Below are 16,986 nucleotides of genomic sequence, written 5' to 3'. Positions count from 1 at the left end.
GGCGTTATCCGATCAACCGAGACACGCCACCATGCCTAAATCCCAATTCTTCCGCGTTGCCACCGAAGGCGCCACCACGGACGGCCGCAACATCGACCGCGCCACCATCGAGCAGCTCGCCGCCACCTACAATCCGAAAACCTACGGCGCGCGCATCTGGCTGGAGCACATTCGCGGCATCCTGCCCGACAGCCAGTTCAAGGCCTACGGCGACGTAATCGCCGTGAAAGCCGAGGAAGTGGACACCGACAGCGGCAAGAAACTGGCCCTGTTCGCGCAGATTGAACCCACGCCGGAACTGGTAGCCATCAACAAGGCGAAACAGAAGCTGTACACCAGCCTGGAAATTCAGCCCGACTTTGCCGACTCGTCGCAGCCCTACCTGGTCGGCCTGGGCGTCACCGACAGCCCGGCCAGCCTGGGCACCGATGCGCTGAAATTTTCCGCCAGCCGTAAGCAGCAAAGCGCCAACCTGTTCACCTCTGCCGTCGAGGTGACGCTGGAATTTGACGAGCCGCAGGGCACCAAACTGGCCGACGCCATGAAAAACCTGCTGTCGCGCTTCTCCAATAAATCCGGCGCCGACGCCGCGCAGTTCGCCGACATCAGCGAAGCCGTGCAGGAGCTGGCTGGCCACGTCGTCACCGTCAACGACAACTATGCCGACACCCTCAAGCGCCTCGATGCAGCGGAAAAGGCGCAGAAAGCGACGCAGGACGAACTGGCCAGCTTCAAGGCACAAATGGATGAAGCGCCCGGCAACGGCCCGCGCCGCCCGGCCGCCACCGGCAACGACGGCGCCGTGCAGACCGAGTTTTAAGCGCCCGCGCCATCCACCTACCCCATTCAACAACGGAGCAATGATTTATGAAAAAGCAAACGCGCCAGGTCTTTGGCCAGTATGAAACCCGCCTGGGCCAACTGAACGACACGGACAATGTGGCCAAGACCTTCAGCGTCACGCCCAGCGTGCAGCAAAAGCTGGAAACGAAGATGCAGGAATCGAGCGAGTTCCTGTCGAAAGTGAACATCATCGGCGTGACCGAGCAGGAAGGTGAAAAACTGGGCCTAGGCGTATCCGGCCCGATTGCCGGCCGCACCAACACCAAGGACAAGGAACGCAAGACGCGCGACCTGTCCACCCTGGACGGCACCAAGTACCGCTGCGAGCAAACCAACTTCGACACGCATTTGAACTATGCCAAGCTGGACGCCTGGGCCAAGTTCCCTGACTTCCAGTCGCGCGTGGCCAATGCCATCCTGACGCGTCAGGCGTTAGATCGCATCGTCATCGGCTTCAATGGCGTGAAAGCCATGGCCGACACCGACCTGGACGCCAACCCGCTGCTGCAGGACGTGAACAAGGGCTGGCTGCAGCACCTGCGCGAGCTGGCGCCCGAGCGCGTGCTGGGCCTGGTGGCCAGCGGCATGCCGGGCAAGGTCATCATCGGCGAGGTGGACGGCGCCGACTATGCCAACCTGGACGCGGCCGTCACCGATGCCGTCAACCTGCTCGACCCGTGGTATCAGGAAGACACCAACCTGGTGGCCATCGTCGGGCGCAAGCTGTTGAACGACAAGTATTTTCCATTGGTCAACACCAAGCAGGCGCCCACGGAAACGCTGGCGGCCGACATCATCATCAGCCAGAAACGCATCGGCGGCTTGCCGGCCGCGCGCGTACCCTACTTCCCGGACAACGCCATCCTGATTACGCGTTTCGACAATCTGTCGATCTACTTCCAGGAAGGCGCGCGCCGCCGTCGCGTCGAGGACGTGCCCAAGCGCGACCGCATCGAAAATTACGAGTCGTCCAACGACGCCTACGTGATCGAAGACCTGGGCCTGGCCGCGCTGGTGGAAAACATCGTGCTGAAAGACAAATGATGGCGAATCAGTCCCCCGCCCTGCGCCACCGCGCGCGCATGCTGGCCGAGCGCACGGCCGGCGCCGCCGCGCCGCAGGGCGTGACCACCGGCACGGCCTACGAGCTGATGCTCTACAAGCTGTCCGACGACCGGCGCCGCCTGAAGTCCATTCAGTCCGTGGAACGCAAGATCGAGGTCAAGGCCACCATGCTGCCCGACTATGCGCAATGGATCGACGGCGTGTTGGCCGGCGGCAAGGGCGCGCAGGATGACGTGTTCGCCACCTTGCTGGTGTGGCACATCGACACGGGCGAGTACGCGCGCGCCCTGGTCATGGCCGAATACGCGCTGGCGCACAAGTTCACCCTGCCCGACACCTACAGCCGCGATATCGCCACCCTGATGCTGGACGAGTTCGCCGAAGGCTACCTGCACGGCAAGCTGGCCAGCGATCCGCAGCACGCCGCCCAGGTGCTGGGCGCCGTCGAGCAGCTAACGGCCGCCAGCGACGCACCCGACCAGGCGCGCGCCAAGCTGCACAAGGCCATCGGCCTGGCCCTGATTGCCGTGCTCGATCAGGCCGACGACACGGACATCGCCCCGGCGCTGGTGGCGCAGGCGGAAACGGCCATGGGCCAGTTGAAGCGCGCCCGCGCCCTGTCGGAGTCGTGCGGCGTCAAGAAAGATATGGAACGGCTGGAACGGCGCCTCAAGCGCGCGGCCGGTTCCACGTAAAGAGCATCCCCCGCAGCACGGCGGCACGGGGGGATTCTGGCCAACCCTTTGACCTGATGAACCCCGTCCACCGCCCACTTTTGAAAGCGCCCGTATGTCCTTCATGGCCCTGCCCCCGTCCATCCCGCCCGGCACCACGCCCGCGCCGCCAGCGCAGGCCGCCGGCATCATCGAGAACGACGGCTGGTTTCCCGACATCCTGCTCACCGATCTGCGCGACGCCATGCGCCTGGACGGCACCGTCACCGACGCGCGCCTGGTGCAAGCCGTGGTCGATGCCATCCTGCAGGTCAACCGCGAGCTGGCCGACTGGCAGGGCAAGCATGCCGCTGCCGGTATCGCTGCCCTGGTGGACGTGCCGGCCGCGCGCATCAACCGTGAGTCCCGCCTGCTGGCGCAGTACCGGCGCGCCGTCTACAGTACGGCGAAAGCCGATCTGATCGAGCGTTACCGCGATTACGACAGCACGGCCACCTCCGTCAGCGACAAGAAAAGCATGGAATGGCTGGACGAGGCCCCCGGCGCGCAGCGGCGCAATGCGCAATGGGCCATCGCCGATATCGTCGGCCGCACGCACCTCACCGTGGAACTGATCTGATGCAGGTACGCACGCAGCAGCACGACACGGTAGACGCCCTGGTGTGGCGCTACCTGGGCGACGGCGCGGGATACGTCGAGCAAACCCTGGAAATGAATCCCGCGCTGGCGCGCCACGGCGCCGTGCTGCCGGCCGGCCTGGTCGTCACCCTGCCCGAGCCGGCGCCCAGCATGGGCCAGGTGGCCGCAGCCGATCTTGTACAGCTATGGGATTGATCCTGGCATTCACCCTTTTATTCATCATGAAAAATCTATCTAACTTCACCCCGGAGAATCAAGCAATGTCCGCAGAATCGTTTGGTGGTTTCGCCACCCTGGTCAAACTGTATGGCTTCAAGGCGGCGCTGGGCATGGTCGGCGCCGCCATGCTGTACATCGTGCTGCCACCGTTGAACAGCGACGGCACCTTCAACAAGGGCGAATTCGTCGCCCGCCTGGCCTGCGCGGGCGTGTTTTCGTGCCTGCTGGGCGGCACCGTGTACCAACTGCTGTGCGCGCAGCTCCCGGCCATCGGCGCCATGGTCAACGCTTCCGCCATCGACCTGATCGTCGGCGCCCCCGGCTGGTGGGTATCGCGCGCCGTAGCCCTGTGGTTCCAGCGCCGCAGCGACAAGGACATCGCCGAGCTGGTCAAAGACGCGAAGGAGCATTGATGGCCACCACCGACAATCCACTGATCGCGCGCGTCATTGACGCCATCTTGCGCACCGAAGGCGGCTATGTGAATGACCCGCAAGACAAGGGCGGCGAAACGAACTTCGGCATCACCGTGGCCGTGGCGCGCGCCAACGGCTATCAAGGCCCGATGCGCGACCTGCCCGTGACGGTGGCGCGCGCCATCTACACGGCCCGCTACATCACGGAACCGAAGTTCGACCAGGTGCTGGCCCTGCATGCCGGCATCGGCGCCGAGCTGATCGACACGGGCGTCAACATGGGCCCGCACCGTGCGGCCGAGTTCCTGCAGCGCTGGCTGAACGGTTTCAACGACACCGGCACGCGCTACCCGGCCCTGTTCGTCGACGGTAGCCTGGGCGCGCAGTCGCTGGGCGCGCTGGCCGCTTTTCTCAAATGGCGCGGCCAGGACGGCGCCGCCGTGCTGCTGCGCGCCTTGAATGGCCTGCAGGCGGCGCGTTACCTGGAAATCACCGAAGCCAACAAGAGCCAGCGCCGTTTCCTGTTCGGCTGGATCAAGGAACGGGTGGCCATGTGACGGCGACCACCTGGCGCCCGCTGGCCGCCTGCCTGCTGTGCGGCGCCATCGCAGGCTGGACGACGCAGGGCTGGCGCAAGGACGCCGCCATCGCCGAACTGCAGCGGGCGGCCGCTACCAGCAAAACCACCGCGGCCACCGAACTGGCCCAGGCCACCGCCCGCGTGCTGACCTTGGAGCGCGCCGCCGGCGCCGCCCTGGCGCAGCGCGCCGACCACCTCACCCAGGAGCAATCCCATGCGAAAGCTGAACGCGACCATTTCAATGCTGACGTGCGCAGCGGCGCTGTGCGCCTGTCAATCCCCGTCGCCAGCGGCCGGTGCGCCACCACTGCAGATTCCACCGCTGCCGCAGGCCATCGGAGTGAAGCGCGCGCCGAACTTGACCCGGCGACTGCGGCAGCTCTTGACGCCATTGCCGGCGATGGCGACGACGCCACCCGCCAGCTAAACGCCTGCATTGACGCCTATAACCAAGTGCGAGACACCTACCATGTACAAACCGAATAGCCTGCGCCAGCACTTAGCCGCCGCCATCCCCGACCTGCAGCGCGACCCCGACCGCCTGCTGGTCTTCGCCGACGAGGGCAACGTGGTGGCGTCGGCCACCGCCTCCCTCTCCTTCGAATACCGCTTCAAGCTCAATCTGATCGTGACCGATTACGCGGGCGACGCCGACGCCATCATGGTGGCCCTGATCGCCTGGCTGAAAGTCCACCAACTCGACCTGATGGCCAACGAGGAAACCCGCAAGCACGGCATCGCCTTCGAGGTGGATTTTAATAACCACGAAACAGTCGATATTTCGATCCATCTGGACTTGACCGAGCGCGTCATCGTCAAGCGCGGCGAAGGCGGCCGCCACGACATCAAGCACGCGGCCGAGCCACAAGGCACGCCCGACTATGCGGACGCGTTCTGGACGCTGTACGACGGCGACACCCTGCTGGCCGAATGGCAAGTGCCGCAGGCGGCAGCATGAGCGACGACCTGCACGCACTGGAAGCCTGGGTCGGCGCGCTGCTGGCCAAGCTGCAGCCGGCCCAGCGCCGCGCCATCAATCACAAGGTGGCCATCGACCTGCGCCGCAGCCAGGCGCAACGCATCAAGGCGCAGCAGGGGCCGGATGGCACAGCTTATCCGGCGCGCAAAAAACGTAAAGAACTCAAGCGGAAGAAAGGGCGCATCAAACGGCAGAAGGCGGCCATGTTCGCCAAAATCCGTACGGCGAAATACCTGAAAGTGAAGGCGACCGGCGACCAGATCGCGGTCGGATTCTTTGGCTGGGTGGCGCGCGTGGCGCATGTGCATCAGTTTGGCCGGCAAGAGCGCGTTGCCAAGAAAGGGCCAGTCTACAAGTACCCGGAGCGGCCGTTACTAGGACTGAATGAACTGGATCGGACGTTGATACGCGAATCCTTGCTGCGTCACATGGAAAAAAACTAAGATGCATCAATGCAAACTTCAACTGACATTAGTTATCAAATGAGTTAGAGTCGTATGATGCTAACCGCTACCGGCCACGAACAGCCGTTTGCCGATGTCCGCTTTCCATGGACTCGCGCTCCGGACCATCGCTGGTAGGATCAAAGGCGGGAGCAATAACCACAAAAGGGGCAGGCATGAGCGACAGGGACACGAACGACAATCAGGAAGGTGACGGCAGTGAAGATGGCGGGGGACTGCTTGGCACCGCGGCAGATTTAACTGAGCTGGTCACCACAGGGGTACCTGCTCCAATCCGACGAAGTTTGTTCAAAGTACTCGGAAGACTGACCACGGCCGTAGTCGAATACCCGGTGACCCTACTTGATAATGCGATCAAAGAACGTAAGGCGGAGTCGAATGCACGCGTTCGCCTGATCGATGCTTCGAAGACGCAGATCGCAAAGCAGATGAAGGTCGACCCGGCGTACGCTCAAGCTGCCGCAAGTAAGTTTGCCCAGCGTATAGTCCGTGAACGAGTTAATGTCGACCAGATTGCCGCGCTGGCTGTACAAGAACTTGCGAAACTGCCGCTGCCTGATCAGTTACCCAGCAATTCGCCCGAAGATCGCTCCGACGTCGATGAAGACTGGCTGAACGTCTTCGAGGGGGAAGCGGCTCAAGTAAGTAGCGAGCATGCTCAAAAAATCTTCGCAAAAATCTTGGCGGGAGAAATCAACCGTCCTGCGTCGTTCTCAAAGAAGACGATCAAGCTCATCTCGCAGCTTGACAACCGAGCGGCGCATCTCTTCAGTCTCGCATGCTCGATGTCGGTGTCCTTGCAGCGGTCCGGAAGTGTTGTCGATGCCCGCGTGCTCGGCCTAGGCCAGATTGGTCAAAACTCACTCGCTGCTTACGGAATGCCATACGGCGCATGCGTGATCCTGCAGGAGTATGGGTTGGTCGTATCTGATCTCTCGGGGTACACCGATTACCAAATCACTCAGCGAGTAGACGGCACCGTGCTCTTGCCTTTGACTCATCAAAACGAACACTGGATGCTGGCAAAGCAGCAAGGGCAAGCTCGTAGCGAGATGCGTCTTGAGGGTATGCAGTTCACTGCGAGTGGCTGCGAGTTGCTTTCCATCGTGGAGTTGCAGCCCGTTCCCGAGTACACAGAGGCGATGAGGACTTTCCTTCGGAATCAATTCCATGTCGAACTGATGAAGATCGTCAATGCCTGAACTGGCCAGAGTCTCGGCAGCCCGCCACGATTCTTTTCAGTGTGGATGTTCGGTTCCAGGCGTCTAATCTTAACTGTCGACGGACTGCTTTGGAGCGAAAGCGGACACCCGCCACATCGCCCCTACCTGGGAAATATAAGTTTATACGTCACGGACTGCCATAGTCACTAAATCGCATATCAACCCGCCCCCGCGTGCATCCGCACGCGGACTTCGGCAACATGCATTGCATGAACGCCGACCTGTCCGACCTCCTCCGCTTGCTGCAAAACCTGATCCGCCTGGGCACCATTGCCGAGGTCAAAGGAGCCAGGGCGCGCGTGCGGCTCGGGCCAACACTCACCACCGAATGGCTAAAATGGGCCACACGGCGCGCCGGCAACACGCGCACCTGGTCGGCACCCACCGTGGGCGAACAGGTCATCGTCTTTTCCCCCGGCGGCGACCTGACGCGCGGCATCATCGTGCCGGCGCTGTACTCGCAGGAATTTGACGCGCCCGACACCAGCGACAGCATCCACACCACGCATTACCCCGACGGCGCCGTGGTGCAGTACGACCATGCGGCCCACGCCCTGACGGCGACGCTCCACGGCGGCACGGCCACCATCACGGCCGACAAGGTCACATCGAACGCGCCCAGCACCATCTGCACGGGCGACCTGACCGTCATGAAAAACCTGATCGTCAACGGCGCCACCGCGCTGAACGGCGGCGTGAACGCCAAGGCTGGCGCCGCTGGCGGTGTGGCCATGGCCGTGCAAGGGACGGTCAAAGCCAGCGACGACGTGCTGGCCGGCGCCATCAGCTTGCTCAAGCATCCGCACGGCGGTGTCAAGCAAGGTGGCGACCAGTCGGACGGGCCATTGCCATGATGGGCATGCACGCCGCCACCGGGCGCAGCCTGACAGGCCTGGGCCACCTGCGCCAGTCGGTTACCGACATTCTCACCACACCCATCGGCTCGCGCATCCGGCGCCGGCGCTATGGCTCCGAAGTGCCCGAACTGATCGACCAGCCCCTGAACAGCGCCACGCAGTTGCGCATCTACGCCGCCACCGCCTTTGCCCTGCGCCGCTGGGAACCGCGCCTGCAGCTCGCAAGCGTGCAGCTCACGCGCGACACGGACGGCGCCATCGCGCTGCTGCTCGATGGCACGGCGAATGGCCAGGGCATCACCCTGTCCGTGCCCGTCAAGCAAGGGGGCATCGTATGAGCACGCCTATCGACCTGACCCAGTTGCCGGCCCCCACCGTGGTCGAGGTACTGGACTTCGAAACCATCCTCGCCACACGCAAAGCCCACCTGGTGAGCCTGCTGCCGGAAGCCGAGCGCGCCGCCGTGACGGCCCTGCTGGAGCTGGAATCGGAACCAGCCACCAAGCTGCTGGAAGAGAACAGCTATCAAGAAACCATCCTGCGCAACCGCGTCAACGAGGCGGGCAAGGCCGTCATGCTGGCGTTTGCCCTCGACGGCGACCTGGACCAGCTGGGCGCCAACGTCAATGTGGCGCGCCTGACCATCACGCCGGCCAATCCCAACGCCCTGCCGCCCGTGGCCGCCGTCATGGAAGATAACGATGCCTATCGCCTGCGCATCCAGGAAGCGCCGGACGGCCTGTCCGTGGCCGGCCCGAAGGCGTCGTATGAATTTCACGCGCGCAGCAGCGACGGCCGCGTCAAGGATGCGAGCGCCACCAGCCCCGCGCCGGCACACGTCACCGTCACGGTGCTGGCCAACAACGACACCGGCATTGCCGACGCCGCGCTGCTGGCCACCGTGGCGTGCGCGCTCAACGCCGAGGACGTGCGCCCCCTGGGCGACCGCCTGACGGTGCAAGCCGCCCAAGTCATCGACTACCAGATCGAGGCCACCCTGTTTATCGGCGTCGGCCCGGAAGTACCCATTCTGCTGGACGCCGCGCGCGCCAACGCCGCGCGCGTGTCGCAACCGCGCCGCCCGCTGGGGCACAGCATCTACCGTTCCGCCTGTAGCGCAGCCGTCCATGTCGAAGGCGTGCGCAAGGTCATCTTGAACAGCCCGGCAGCGGACATCGAACTGAACGCCACCCAGGCCGCGCGCTGCACGGCGATTAAGTTGAATGTGGTGGTGCTCGATGAATAAGGTCGTGCCGACCCTGCCGCCCAACACCACGGCGCTGGAGCGCGCCATTGCCGTGGCCTGCGCCGAGCTGGTCAACGTGCCCGTGCCGCTGCGCGAGCTGTGGAGCGCCGACCGCTGCCCCGTCAACTTGTTGCCGTTTCTGGCCTGGGCCTGTTCCGTGGACCGCTGGGATGACGCCTGGCCCGAATCGACCAAGCGCGGCGCCATCAAGGCGGCCTATTTCATCCACAAGCACAAGGGCACGATTGCCGCCGTGCGCCGCGTAGTCGAGTCCCTGGGCTATTTGATCCGCATCACCGAATGGTGGCAAACCACACCACCGGGCGTGCCTGGCACGTTCCGCCTCGACGTGGGAGTGCTGGACACGGGCATCACGGACGCCATGTTTCAGGAAATGGAACGCCTGATTGCCGACGCCAAGCCCGTCAGCCGTCACATGACGGGCCTGGCGCTCTATCTGGAAAGTCGCGGCACGGTTTACACCGGCATTGCCGCGTACCACGGCGACGTCATGACCGTCTATCCGTGGATCGCGGAAACCATCGAAGTGCGCGGCACGCTGTTGCAGGCTGGCGCATCCCATACCATCGACACCATGACCATCTATCCATGAGCACATATTTCGCTATTCTGACGCAGGTGGGCGAGGCCAAGCTGGCCAACGCCATCGCCCTGGGCCAAACCCTGAAACTGAAAAAAATGGGTGTTGGCGACGGCAACGGCACCCTGCCGGTTCCCGACCGAGGACAAAAGGCGCTTGTGCGCGAAGTACACCGCGCCGACCTGAACAAGTTGGACAAAGACCCGGACAACGCCAGCCAGATCATTGCCGAGCAAGTATTGCCCGAGAACGTGGGCGGCTGGTGGATGCGAGAACTCGGCATCTACGACGAGGCGGGCGACCTGTGCGCGGTGGCCAATTGCCCACCCAGCTACAAGCCCCTGATGGCAGAAGGCAGCGGCCGCACGCAAGTGGTGCGCATCGTGCTGATCGTCGCCAGCACGACCGCCATCGAGCTGAAAATCGACCCGTCTGTCATCCTGGCCACGCGCAAGTATGTCGATGAGCAGGACATTACCGTGCGCGCCTACAGTGACGCGCAACTGGCCAAGCACCTGGCCGCTGCTGATCCGCATCCGCTGCTGGCCAAGGTCACCTATGTCGATCAGCAGGACACCAACGCGCGCACCTATGGCGAACAGCAACTGGCCAAGCACCAAACTGCCGCCGACCCGCACCCGCTCTTGGCGAAGGTCGCCTATGTCGATCAGCAAGACACCAGCACACGCACCTATGGCGACCAGCAACTGGCCAAGCACCAGACTGCTGCAGACCCGCACCCGCTGCTGGCCAAGGTCGCCTATGTCGATCAGCAAGACACCAGCGCGCGCGCCTATGGCGACCAGCAGCTGGCCAAGCACTTGGCTGCTGCCGACCCGCATCCGCAATACAGCATGAAGGAGATCGGGACACCGCCGAAGTTTGACGCGTCGAGCAAGCTGGCCAACACCGATTTTGTGCAGCGCGCGCAAGGAAACATGGTGCGTTATGCCGACGTCGTTGAAAGCCGCCCACTCACCGCCGAGGATATTGGCTGCGCCCTGTACTTCCCTTATCCGGGCAAGGCCATCACCATTCCCGACCCGGTATCACTTGGCATTCCCCACAATTCTGGCAAGTGCGTCAAGTTCTTCGGACTTTTCAATACCGGCACCATTCTTGCCGCGCCAGGAGTGAACATTGGATTTGATGTCGGCAGTGTACCGAGCATCACAATCAAGCCGGGGCAATTTCTCACCCTCATGGCGACCGGGCCAAAAGTCTGGCAAGTCATCGAATCGACCGCCGAGCTGTGGCGCAATGCCGACTTTGCGGCAATGTTGTCTTCGAGCGGCTACCAGAAACAACCCGGCGGCATGATCCTGCAATGGGGCGGCGGCGCGCAGACACCGGAATCTGGCTATGTCGACGTGATCTTCCCTATTCCGTTTCCGAACGCGTGTTTTCACGTCTTCCCTGGATATGAAGGGCAAGGTGGAAGCGGGTCCAGTCTGCCCAGCAACATCAACGCCGGTATGAGGACAAAAACGGGCTGTCGGCTGTTCACTTACAACGGGAATGCGCTTTCGGCCGGCATCACCCCATCCTATTTTGCGATTGGATACTAATCATGGCCGTCAGATATTCCCCGAGCACAGGTTTTTTTTACCCCGTCAACATCGAGTACCAGGACATCCCGTCCGATGTGTTTGAGGTATCCGAGGCGGACCACCTGGCCGCCCACACCGTCCGCGCATCCGGCGGATCGTTCAAGTTTGTCAAAGGGGCGCTGCGCATCACGCCGGCCCCTGCCATTCCCTATGGCCAAGTGTGCGCCGCCTACCTCGATACCGTTCGCGCGCGCCGTGACGGCATCCTCAACCGCCTGGCCGGCATCGGCTTTGCCGCCATGGCCAGCGGCGACGCGGCAACCGCGCAAGCCATCGCCACGGCGCGCACCTGCCTGCTCGACATCACCATCTGCGCGACGGTCGCCGCCGCACAGGATATGGACGCCCTGCAAGCGGCCGTCAGCGCCGAATTCCAGCGCATCGCCGACACCTTGCCACAAGAGGCCCGGCGCGCCTTCGATGATGCAGGCAGCACCCAGTAACACCCCCGACATTCACCACCTACCAGGAGAGCAACATGGCTACCGACTACCACCATGGCGTGCGCGTCATTGAAATCAACGAGGGTTCGCGCCCGATCCGCACCGTCTCCACCGCCGTGCTGGGCCTGATCGCCACGGCCGACGACGCGGACCCGGCGGCTTTCCCGCTCGACACGCCCGTGCTCGTCACCAACGTGCTGGCCGCCATGGGCAAGGCCGGCAAGACGGGCACCTTGTACCGCAGCCTGCAGGCCATCGCCGCACAAACCAAACCCCTGACCATTGTGGTGCGCGTGGCCCAGGGCGAGACGGAAGCGGAAACCACCAGCAACGCCGTGGGCGGCGTGTCGCCGGATGGCAAGTACCTGGGCGCCCAGGCGCTGCTGGCCGCGCAAAGCAAGCTGGGCGTGAAACCGCGCATCCTGGGCGCCCCGGGGCTGGACACCCAGGCAGTGACCAACGCCCTGGCCAGCGTGGCGCAGCGCCTGCGCGGCTTCGTGTATGCGTCGGCCTATGGCTGCGCCACCGTCACGGCGGCGACCACCTATCGCGGCCAGTTCGGCCAGCGCGAAGTGATGATGATCTGGCCGGATTTTGTGAACTGGAATACCGCCACCGACGAAGAGGCCAGCATTTCCGCCGTCGCCTACGCCATGGGCCTGCGCGCCAAGATTGACGAAGAAACGGGCTGGCACAAAACGCTGTCCAACGTGGTCGTGAATGGCCCGACCGGCATCACCAAGGACGTATTTTTCGACCTGCAAGACCCGGCCACCGACGCCGGCGTGCTCAATGCCAAGGAAGTGACCACCCTGATTAACATGGGCGGTTACCGCTTCTGGGGTTCACGTACCTGCGAGGCGCCGGGCGGCTTCTTCTATTTCGAAAGCTACACGCGCACGGCCCAGGTGCTGGCCGACACCATCGCCGAAGCGCATTTCGCCTATGTCGATCTGCCCTTGCATCCGTCCCTGGTACGCGACCTGCTGGAAAGCATCAACGCCAAGTTCCGCGACCTGAAATTGCAGGGCTACATCATCGATGGCCATGCCTGGTATGACGAACAGTTCAACGACAAGGACACGCTCAAGGCGGGCAAGCTGGCCATCGACTACGACTACACGCCCGTGCCGCCGCTGGAAAACCTGAAATTCCAGCAGCGCATCACCGACCGCTACCTGGCCGACTTCGCCTCGCGCATCGCCGCCTAATCGCCGTCACCACCCTGCCCGCGCCAGCGCGGGCGCATTGAATAACTGGAGAAATTATGGGCCTGCCCCGCAAACTGAAAAACTTCAACCTGTTCCAGGACGGCGTGTCGTTCATGGGCATGGTGCCCGAAGTCACCCTGCCCAAGCTCAGCCGCAAAATGGAAGAGTACCGCGCCGGCGGCATGAGCGGCCCCGTGTCCGTGGACTTTGGCAACGAGGCGCTGTCGCTGGAATGGAGCGCTGGCGGCCTGATCGTGGAAGCCTTGAAGCGATACGGCGTGCACGCGCACGGCGCAGTGCAATTGCGCTTTGCCGGCGCCTACCAGGAAGACGATGACGGCACAGTCGCCGCCGTCGAAGTCGTCGTGCGCGGCCGTTACAAGGAAATCGATATGGGCGGCGCCAAGATGGGCGACGACACCACCCATAAATACACCATGGCCTGCAGCTATTACAAGCTGCTGATCGACGGCGCCACTGTCATCGAACTGGACTTCATGAGCGGCACCGAGAACTTTGGCGGCGGCGACACCAACGCCGCCATCCGCAAGGCCATCGGCCTGTAATCCCTTTTTTATTCACCACCCCCCTACCAGGACAACACCATGCACAACGATACCCAAAATCAAGCCGTCATCGAACTGGACGACCCGATCAGGCGCGGCGACGGTTTCATCACCTCGCTCACCGTGCGCAAGCCCAAGGCGGGCGCGCTGCGCGGCATTTCCCTGATCGAACTGGCCAACCTGAACGTATCGGCCCTGCAGATCGTGTTGCCGCGCATCACCGAGCCGACCCTGACGGCGCACGACATCGCCAACATGGACCCGGCCGACCTGCTGGCCGTGGGCGTCGAGGTTGCCGGTTTTTTGGCGAGCAAAGTCGATCGCCTTTCGGTATCCCCGGCGAAGTAGAAGACGCCATGGCCGACATTGCCGGCGTCTTCCACTGGACGCCGGCAGCGATGGACGGCTTTACGATTGATGAACTGATGGCCTGGCGCGAACGCGCCCGGCAGCGAAGCGGAGCGGAATAGATGGCTGGTCGGGATTTGAAATTACAGGTGGTATTTGCGGCACTGGACAAAATTACCGGCCCGCTGAAAAAGATCATGGACGGCTCCAGCGACACGGCCAAGGCCTTGAAGGCCACCAGCGACCGCCTGCGCGACTTGAACGCCCAGCAAAAGAACATCAGCAAATTCCGCGAGCTGCATGGCGGCCTGGACGCGACGCGCACCAAGCTCAAGGAAGCGCAGGAGGCGGTCAGCAAGCTGGCCGCCAAAATGAAGCAAACGGATACGCCCACGCGCGCCATGACGCGTGAGTTTAACGCTGCCACCAAAGCGGCCGGCGCCTTGAAGACGGCAGGCCAGCAGCAGGCCCAGCAACTGCAGGTAATGCGCGAGCGCCTGGCGGGCGCCGGCATCGGCACCAAAGACCTGGCCAACCACGAGCGCACCTTGCGCCGCGAGATCGAGGCCACCAACAAAACCATGACGCTGCAGCAGCAGAAGCTGGCCAACGCGGCCGCCAAGCAGCAGCGCGTCACCAACGCCACCCAGCATGCCGACAAGCTGCGCAGCAAGGCGGGCAGCATTGCCATGGCCGGCGCAGGCGCGACAGCGGCCGGCGCGGTCATGGCAATGCCCATCGCCAAGGGACTGCACGAGGCGAAGCACTACCAGTTAGAGAAAGCCCGCGTGAATGCGCTGGGCCTGGGGCCGAAAACCAGCCAGCAGGCAATCGCCTTTGCCAAGAACATGAAGACCTACGGCACCAGTCAGAACGAAAACCTGGAACTGGTGCGCGACGCGATGTCGATCTTTGGCGATCTGCACCACGCGGAAATGGTCGCGCCTACCCTGGCCAAGATGAAGTTTGCCAACAAGGCATTCTTCGGCGCCGAGTCGGGCGAAGAGAACGAACGCATCTTCATGGACTTGCTGAAAGTCATCGAACAGCGCGGCGGCACGGCCAGTTCGGAGAAATTCCACACGCAGGCCAACATGATGCAAAAGGTCATCACCGCCACGGGCGGGCGCGTGGGACCGACCGAATGGCTAAACTTCATCAAGACGGGCGGTATCGCCGCCAAGATCATGGACGACAAGCAGTTCTATTACCAGATGGAACCGCTGGTGCAGGAGGTCGGAGGCCATCGTGCTGGCACTGCCTTAATGTCAGGGTACTCAAATCTTTATCAAGGACGCACCACCAAGCGGGCCGTGCACAATATGGAAAAGCTGGGATTGATCGGCGATCACAGCAAGGTTACGCATGATAAGGTTGGGCAAACTTCAACCATCGGCCCTGGTGCGCTGCTTGGAAGTGACATTTTTCGCCGTAGCCAATTCGAATGGCTGGAAAAGGTATTGCTTCCACAATTGGCAAAAAAGGGAATCACTGATCCGAAAAAAATCGAAGATATCATTGGTGGTCTCTTCTCAACCCGTACGGCCGGTAATCAGTTCTTGGATATGTTCAAGCAGCGTATTCAAATGCACAAAAATGCCAAGCTGAACGAAGGCGCGTATGACATCGAGCAGATGGATGCCCTGGGCAAGCAGCAGGCCGGCGGTGCAGAGCTGGAAGCGACGGCCAGGCTGGCCAACCTGAAACTCACCATGGGCGAAAAAATCCTGCCGCTGTATGCGCAGGGGCTGGAAATGGCCATCAGTGCCATCACACGCCTGAATGGTTTCATGGAGCGCAACCCGACCGTGGCCAAGGTCATGATCGCTGGCTTTTCCATCCTCGCCGGCATCCTGTTGGTGCTCGGCCCGCTGATGCTGGGCATTGCCGCCCTGATCGGCCCATATGCCATGCTGCACGTCATGTTCGCCAAGATGGGCGTGACGGGCGGCGTGCTCACGCCCATCATGCGCGGCCTGGGTGGGGCTTTCATGTGGGCCGGCCGGGCTGCGCTGGGGTTCGGGACCGCCCTGCTGACGACACCAGTTGGCTGGGTCATCTTGGCCATTGCAGCCATCGCCGGCGCCGCTTACCTGATCTACAAATATTGGGAGCCAATCAAGGGTTTCTTTCGCGGCCTGTGGTCTGACGTCAAGACGGCGTTTGCCGGCGGCTTCGTCGGCGTGAATAACCTGATCGCCAACTGGTCGCCACTGGGCCTGTTCTATCGTGCCTTCGCGGGCGTGCTGGGCTGGTTCGGCATTGCGCTGCCGGCCAAGTTCACCGACTTCGGCGCCAGCCTCCTGCAGCGCATCACCGCCTCCTGGCAACCTATCGCCGCTTTCTTCGCCGACATCTGGTCGCGCCTGCGCACCGTCTGTGCTGGCGGCATGGCCAGTATCAGCGCCTTGATTATCAACTGGTCGCCCGTCGGCGTGTTTTACCAAGCGTTTGCGGGCGTCATGAGCTGGTTCGGCATCAAGCTGCCGGCCCAATTCACCGAGTTCGGCGGCAACATCCTGCGCGGCCTAGTCAACGGCATCACCGGGTCCATGGGCGCCGTCAAGGACGCCGTCAGCAATGCCGGTTCCAGCACTATTGCCTGGTTCAAGGAAAAGTTGGGCATCCACAGCCCCAGCCGCGTGTTTGCCCAGCTGGGCGACTACACCATGCAGGGCCTGGTCGTGGGCCTGGACCGCAGCGAGGGCGCGCCGATTGCCAAGGTATCCGGCCTGGCGCAGCGCCTGACGCAATTGGGCGCCGGCATTGCCATCGGCACGGCCACCGCCCTACCCGCCAGCGCCTTCGACATGCGCGCGCCGCTGTCGCAGGGCGGGTTCGGTGCCGGCATGACCATCCAGGGCGACAAGATCGAAATCACGATCCAGGCGCAAGCCGGTTCCGATCCGCAGGCCATCGCCCGCGCGGTGTATGCGGCAATGGAACAGCGCGACCGCGAAAAGGCGGCACGCATCCGCTCGTCGCTGCGCGACCACGATTAA

General features: G+C 62.9%; 22 protein-coding genes. All 22 read left to right on the top strand.

From position 1 onward, the window contains the following. Nucleotides 1–31: 31 nt before the first annotated feature. Nucleotides 32–820, top strand: coding sequence for a GPO family capsid scaffolding protein (locus D9M09_RS06565; RefSeq protein WP_121668872.1), 789 nt, complete (start codon nt 32–34; stop codon nt 818–820). Nucleotides 821–867: 47 nt separating this feature from the next. After that, nucleotides 868–1,887: a phage major capsid protein, P2 family gene (locus D9M09_RS06560; RefSeq protein ID WP_121668871.1), complete on the top strand. Its 1,020-nt coding sequence runs from the start codon at nt 868–870 to the stop codon at nt 1,885–1,887. Further along, complete coding sequence (gpM, locus tag D9M09_RS06555) at nt 1,884–2,603, top strand: phage terminase small subunit (protein ID WP_240453574.1); 720 nt, start codon at nt 1,884–1,886, stop codon at nt 2,601–2,603. The genes D9M09_RS06560 and gpM overlap by 4 nt, the downstream gene beginning before the upstream one ends. A gap of 94 nt (nt 2,604–2,697) precedes the next feature. Beyond that, nucleotides 2,698–3,201 carry a head completion/stabilization protein gene (locus D9M09_RS06550; protein WP_121668870.1) on the top strand — a complete coding sequence of 168 codons (504 nt, stop codon included), beginning with the start codon at nt 2,698–2,700 and terminating at the stop codon, nt 3,199–3,201. Then, the gene (locus D9M09_RS06545) at nt 3,201–3,416 is read left to right on the top strand and encodes a tail protein X (protein WP_121668869.1); all 216 of its coding nucleotides are present in this window, start codon (nt 3,201–3,203) and stop codon (nt 3,414–3,416) included. Before D9M09_RS06550 ends, D9M09_RS06545 begins: the two co-directional genes overlap by 1 nt. Nucleotides 3,417–3,481: 65 nt before the next feature. Then, nucleotides 3,482–3,853 carry a hypothetical protein gene (locus D9M09_RS06540; RefSeq protein WP_035820867.1) on the top strand — a complete coding sequence of 124 codons (372 nt, stop codon included), beginning with the start codon at nt 3,482–3,484 and terminating at the stop codon, nt 3,851–3,853. Further along, nucleotides 3,853–4,413, top strand: a complete 561-nt coding sequence (locus D9M09_RS06535; RefSeq protein WP_121668868.1) for a glycoside hydrolase family 108 protein — start codon at nt 3,853–3,855, stop codon at nt 4,411–4,413. Before D9M09_RS06540 ends, D9M09_RS06535 begins: the two co-directional genes overlap by 1 nt. Next, complete coding sequence (locus D9M09_RS06530; RefSeq protein WP_240453573.1) at nt 4,410–4,922, top strand: lysis system i-spanin subunit Rz; 513 nt, start codon at nt 4,410–4,412, stop codon at nt 4,920–4,922. The genes D9M09_RS06535 and D9M09_RS06530 overlap by 4 nt, the downstream gene beginning before the upstream one ends. After that, nucleotides 4,906–5,394 carry a phage tail protein gene (locus tag D9M09_RS06525; RefSeq protein ID WP_121668867.1) on the top strand — a complete coding sequence of 163 codons (489 nt, stop codon included), beginning with the start codon at nt 4,906–4,908 and terminating at the stop codon, nt 5,392–5,394. Before D9M09_RS06530 ends, D9M09_RS06525 begins: the two co-directional genes overlap by 17 nt. After that, nucleotides 5,391–5,858: a phage virion morphogenesis protein gene (locus tag D9M09_RS06520; RefSeq protein ID WP_121668866.1), complete on the top strand. Its 468-nt coding sequence runs from the start codon at nt 5,391–5,393 to the stop codon at nt 5,856–5,858. The genes D9M09_RS06525 and D9M09_RS06520 overlap by 4 nt, the downstream gene beginning before the upstream one ends. A 176-nt stretch (nt 5,859–6,034) precedes the next feature. Next, complete coding sequence (locus tag D9M09_RS06515) at nt 6,035–7,081, top strand: DUF2806 domain-containing protein (protein ID WP_162995594.1); 1,047 nt, start codon at nt 6,035–6,037, stop codon at nt 7,079–7,081. A 221-nt stretch (nt 7,082–7,302) separates the two neighbouring features. Beyond that, nucleotides 7,303–7,956: a phage baseplate assembly protein V gene (locus D9M09_RS06510; protein ID WP_240453572.1), complete on the top strand. Its 654-nt coding sequence runs from the start codon at nt 7,303–7,305 to the stop codon at nt 7,954–7,956. Further along, entirely contained in the window at nt 7,953–8,297 is a 345-nt protein-coding gene (locus tag D9M09_RS06505; RefSeq protein WP_121668863.1) for a GPW/gp25 family protein, read from the top strand. The genes D9M09_RS06510 and D9M09_RS06505 overlap by 4 nt, the downstream gene beginning before the upstream one ends. Then, nucleotides 8,294–9,205, top strand: a complete 912-nt coding sequence (locus D9M09_RS06500; RefSeq protein ID WP_121668862.1) for a baseplate assembly protein — start codon at nt 8,294–8,296, stop codon at nt 9,203–9,205. Before D9M09_RS06505 ends, D9M09_RS06500 begins: the two co-directional genes overlap by 4 nt. Then, nucleotides 9,198–9,818, top strand: coding sequence for a phage tail protein I (locus tag D9M09_RS06495; protein ID WP_205602334.1), 621 nt, complete (start codon nt 9,198–9,200; stop codon nt 9,816–9,818). The genes D9M09_RS06500 and D9M09_RS06495 overlap by 8 nt, the downstream gene beginning before the upstream one ends. After that, nucleotides 9,815–11,374, top strand: coding sequence for a phage tail protein (locus D9M09_RS06490; RefSeq protein WP_121668861.1), 1,560 nt, complete (start codon nt 9,815–9,817; stop codon nt 11,372–11,374). The genes D9M09_RS06495 and D9M09_RS06490 overlap by 4 nt, the downstream gene beginning before the upstream one ends. A gap of 2 nt (nt 11,375–11,376) precedes the next feature. Beyond that, complete coding sequence (locus D9M09_RS06485) at nt 11,377–11,859, top strand: hypothetical protein (protein WP_121668860.1); 483 nt, start codon at nt 11,377–11,379, stop codon at nt 11,857–11,859. Nucleotides 11,860–11,894: 35 nt separating this feature from the next. Next, on the top strand, nt 11,895–13,070 hold the full coding sequence (locus D9M09_RS06480) for a phage tail sheath protein (protein ID WP_121668859.1): 1,176 nt from the start codon (nt 11,895–11,897) through the stop codon (nt 13,068–13,070). A 56-nt stretch (nt 13,071–13,126) separates the two neighbouring features. Then, complete coding sequence (locus tag D9M09_RS06475) at nt 13,127–13,636, top strand: phage major tail tube protein (protein ID WP_121668858.1); 510 nt, start codon at nt 13,127–13,129, stop codon at nt 13,634–13,636. Nucleotides 13,637–13,675: 39 nt separating this feature from the next. Beyond that, a complete protein-coding gene (locus D9M09_RS06470; protein ID WP_121668857.1) occupies nt 13,676–13,984 on the top strand; it encodes a phage tail assembly protein in 309 nt (102 codons plus the stop codon). 8 nt (nt 13,985–13,992) lie between these two features. Continuing rightward, nucleotides 13,993–14,106, top strand: a complete 114-nt coding sequence (locus D9M09_RS06465) for a GpE family phage tail protein (protein ID WP_071650284.1) — start codon at nt 13,993–13,995, stop codon at nt 14,104–14,106. A 75-nt stretch (nt 14,107–14,181) separates the two neighbouring features. Continuing rightward, nucleotides 14,182–16,986, top strand: a complete 2,805-nt coding sequence (locus tag D9M09_RS06460) for a phage tail tape measure protein (protein ID WP_162995593.1) — start codon at nt 14,182–14,184, stop codon at nt 16,984–16,986.

The sequence above is a fragment of the Janthinobacterium agaricidamnosum genome, assembly GCF_003667705.1.
Classification (GTDB): domain Bacteria; phylum Pseudomonadota; class Gammaproteobacteria; order Burkholderiales; family Burkholderiaceae_D; genus Janthinobacterium.
This window is presented reverse-complemented; position numbering and strand designations above follow the sequence as displayed.

Coding starts and splice junctions, on each gene's coding strand:
- D9M09_RS06515 (WP_162995594.1), top strand. CDS start 6,035: ATGAGCGACAGGGACACGAACGACAATCAGGAAGGTGACGGCAGTGAA.
- gpM (WP_240453574.1), top strand. CDS start 1,884: ATGATGGCGAATCAGTCCCCCGCCCTGCGCCACCGCGCGCGCATGCTG.
- D9M09_RS06540 (WP_035820867.1), top strand. CDS start 3,482: ATGTCCGCAGAATCGTTTGGTGGTTTCGCCACCCTGGTCAAACTGTAT.
- D9M09_RS06500 (WP_121668862.1), top strand. CDS start 8,294: ATGAGCACGCCTATCGACCTGACCCAGTTGCCGGCCCCCACCGTGGTC.
- D9M09_RS06510 (WP_240453572.1), top strand. CDS start 7,303: ATGCATTGCATGAACGCCGACCTGTCCGACCTCCTCCGCTTGCTGCAA.
- D9M09_RS06560 (WP_121668871.1), top strand. CDS start 868: ATGAAAAAGCAAACGCGCCAGGTCTTTGGCCAGTATGAAACCCGCCTG.
- D9M09_RS06460 (WP_162995593.1), top strand. CDS start 14,182: ATGGACGGCTCCAGCGACACGGCCAAGGCCTTGAAGGCCACCAGCGAC.
- D9M09_RS06550 (WP_121668870.1), top strand. CDS start 2,698: ATGTCCTTCATGGCCCTGCCCCCGTCCATCCCGCCCGGCACCACGCCC.
- D9M09_RS06470 (WP_121668857.1), top strand. CDS start 13,676: ATGCACAACGATACCCAAAATCAAGCCGTCATCGAACTGGACGACCCG.
- D9M09_RS06485 (WP_121668860.1), top strand. CDS start 11,377: ATGGCCGTCAGATATTCCCCGAGCACAGGTTTTTTTTACCCCGTCAAC.
- D9M09_RS06480 (WP_121668859.1), top strand. CDS start 11,895: ATGGCTACCGACTACCACCATGGCGTGCGCGTCATTGAAATCAACGAG.
- D9M09_RS06520 (WP_121668866.1), top strand. CDS start 5,391: ATGAGCGACGACCTGCACGCACTGGAAGCCTGGGTCGGCGCGCTGCTG.
- D9M09_RS06475 (WP_121668858.1), top strand. CDS start 13,127: ATGGGCCTGCCCCGCAAACTGAAAAACTTCAACCTGTTCCAGGACGGC.
- D9M09_RS06545 (WP_121668869.1), top strand. CDS start 3,201: ATGCAGGTACGCACGCAGCAGCACGACACGGTAGACGCCCTGGTGTGG.
- D9M09_RS06465 (WP_071650284.1), top strand. CDS start 13,993: ATGGCCGACATTGCCGGCGTCTTCCACTGGACGCCGGCAGCGATGGAC.
- D9M09_RS06535 (WP_121668868.1), top strand. CDS start 3,853: ATGGCCACCACCGACAATCCACTGATCGCGCGCGTCATTGACGCCATC.
- D9M09_RS06565 (WP_121668872.1), top strand. CDS start 32: ATGCCTAAATCCCAATTCTTCCGCGTTGCCACCGAAGGCGCCACCACG.
- D9M09_RS06490 (WP_121668861.1), top strand. CDS start 9,815: ATGAGCACATATTTCGCTATTCTGACGCAGGTGGGCGAGGCCAAGCTG.
- D9M09_RS06495 (WP_205602334.1), top strand. CDS start 9,198: ATGAATAAGGTCGTGCCGACCCTGCCGCCCAACACCACGGCGCTGGAG.
- D9M09_RS06505 (WP_121668863.1), top strand. CDS start 7,953: ATGATGGGCATGCACGCCGCCACCGGGCGCAGCCTGACAGGCCTGGGC.
- D9M09_RS06525 (WP_121668867.1), top strand. CDS start 4,906: ATGTACAAACCGAATAGCCTGCGCCAGCACTTAGCCGCCGCCATCCCC.